Raw genomic sequence first — 1,463 nt, forward strand, 5'->3', positions numbered from 1 at the left:
GGGTGAACAGGGTGGGGCGGAACTCGCCGGAGAACATCGGGATGCCCGTGCCCGCCACCACGGGGTAGCTCTTGAGGATGATCTCGTCGATCTCCGGGAGCAGGGCGGCGGCCAGCTTGCCGCCGCCGCAGAGGTAGATGTCCTGGCCGGTGTCCTCGGCCTTCAGTCGCCGGACGAGCTCGATCGGGTCGCCGGTCTCCACCTCCACCGTCGGGTCGTCGATCTTCAGGGTGCTGGAGACGACGTACTGGCGCAGGTGGGAGTACGGGCTGGTGGTGGGGACGTCCAGGGCCGGCTCGTAGGTGCCGCGGCCCATCACCAGGGTGTCGAAGACCTTGTTGGGCACACCGTCCAGGCCGACGAGCTTGCGGATGTGGGTGGGGAGCGTCTCGGGATAACGGGCGTTGATCCAAGCGGCCATCTGGTCCGACACGGGGTAGAAGTCGAACTCGGCGTTGGGGCCCGCGATGTAGCCGTCGAGGGAGACGCCGATGTAGTAGACCAGCCTTCGCATACCGTTCAACTCCTGATGTAGTACTCTGTTTGAAGTGGTTTAACCGTAGTACTACGAGTGGAGTGGTGTCAAGTGCGGAGGAATCCCGAGCGGCGGCAGGCGCTGATCGACGCGGCCATCGAGGTGCTGGCCAGGGAGGGAGCGCGCGGGCTGACCTTTCGGGCCGTCGATGCGGAGGCCGCTGTGCCCCCCGGTACGGCCTCCAACTACTTCGCCAACCGCGATGACCTGTTCACCCAGGTCGGCGGACGCATCTATGAGCGGTTGCTGCCCGACGAGGCCACGATCGCCCGCAACCGGGCGGGCGTGCAGGACGAAACCCGCTATGCCGAGCTCATGCACGAGCTGGTGGATCGGGTTGCCGCCTTCAACTCCGGCTACCTGGCCCTGCTCGAGCTCCGGCTGGAGGCCACTCGGCGCCCCGAGCTGCGCGCCGTGCTGACCAAGCGCATCCGCGAGGACATCGACGCCAACATCGGCTACCACGCCACTTCGGGTCTGCCCGGCGACTCGACCTCGGTGGTGCTCCTCTACCTCACTCTGAACTGGCTCATCGTGGAGCGGCTGACACTGCCCGACATCTTCACCGAGCAGGAGATCCACGAGCTGGTGGACGCCGCCGTGCGCAGATCGCTGAATGGGTGACGTCCACGGCCGTCCGGCGGTTGTGGCAAACGATCATTCCGCACGCGGGAAACGATTGTCGGAAGGTCCTGTTCCGCCAGGTCATCCACTTTCGTGAGCAGCCCGACGCAGAGGCAGGGTGGGGCCGGCCGCGCGCCCGGGCCGGCAGATTCGCCGAATGCCGCCGGCTTGGAGCGGAGTTCCGTAACCGTCGCCGCTGATGCGGAGCGGGGCTTGTATCCGTTGTCGCTGCCTCCGGGCGGGGGTTGTCTGGGCCGAGAGGGGCTTCCTGAGACGCCGTCCGGTGGAGGTGGGGGTGCGGAGG

2 protein-coding genes are annotated in these 1,463 nt (G+C 67.0%); one reads left to right on the forward strand and one right to left on the reverse strand.

The genetic code is table 11. The features are described 5' to 3' along the window. On the reverse strand, positions 1–514 hold a 514-nt coding region (locus E1286_RS47245), incomplete at its 3' end, for a dihydrofolate reductase family protein (RefSeq protein WP_132623956.1). A 72-nt stretch (positions 515–586) separates the two neighbouring features. On the opposite strand from E1286_RS47245, the gene E1286_RS47250 reads away from it, so the two are divergent. Next, positions 587–1,159: a TetR/AcrR family transcriptional regulator gene (locus tag E1286_RS47250; RefSeq protein WP_132623958.1), complete on the forward strand. Its 573-nt coding sequence runs from the start codon at positions 587–589 to the stop codon at positions 1,157–1,159. The last annotated feature ends 304 nt before the right edge of the window (positions 1,160–1,463 follow it).

The sequence above is a fragment of the Nonomuraea terrae genome, from assembly GCF_004348995.1.
GTDB classification, from domain to species: domain Bacteria; phylum Actinomycetota; class Actinomycetes; order Streptosporangiales; family Streptosporangiaceae; genus Nonomuraea; species Nonomuraea terrae.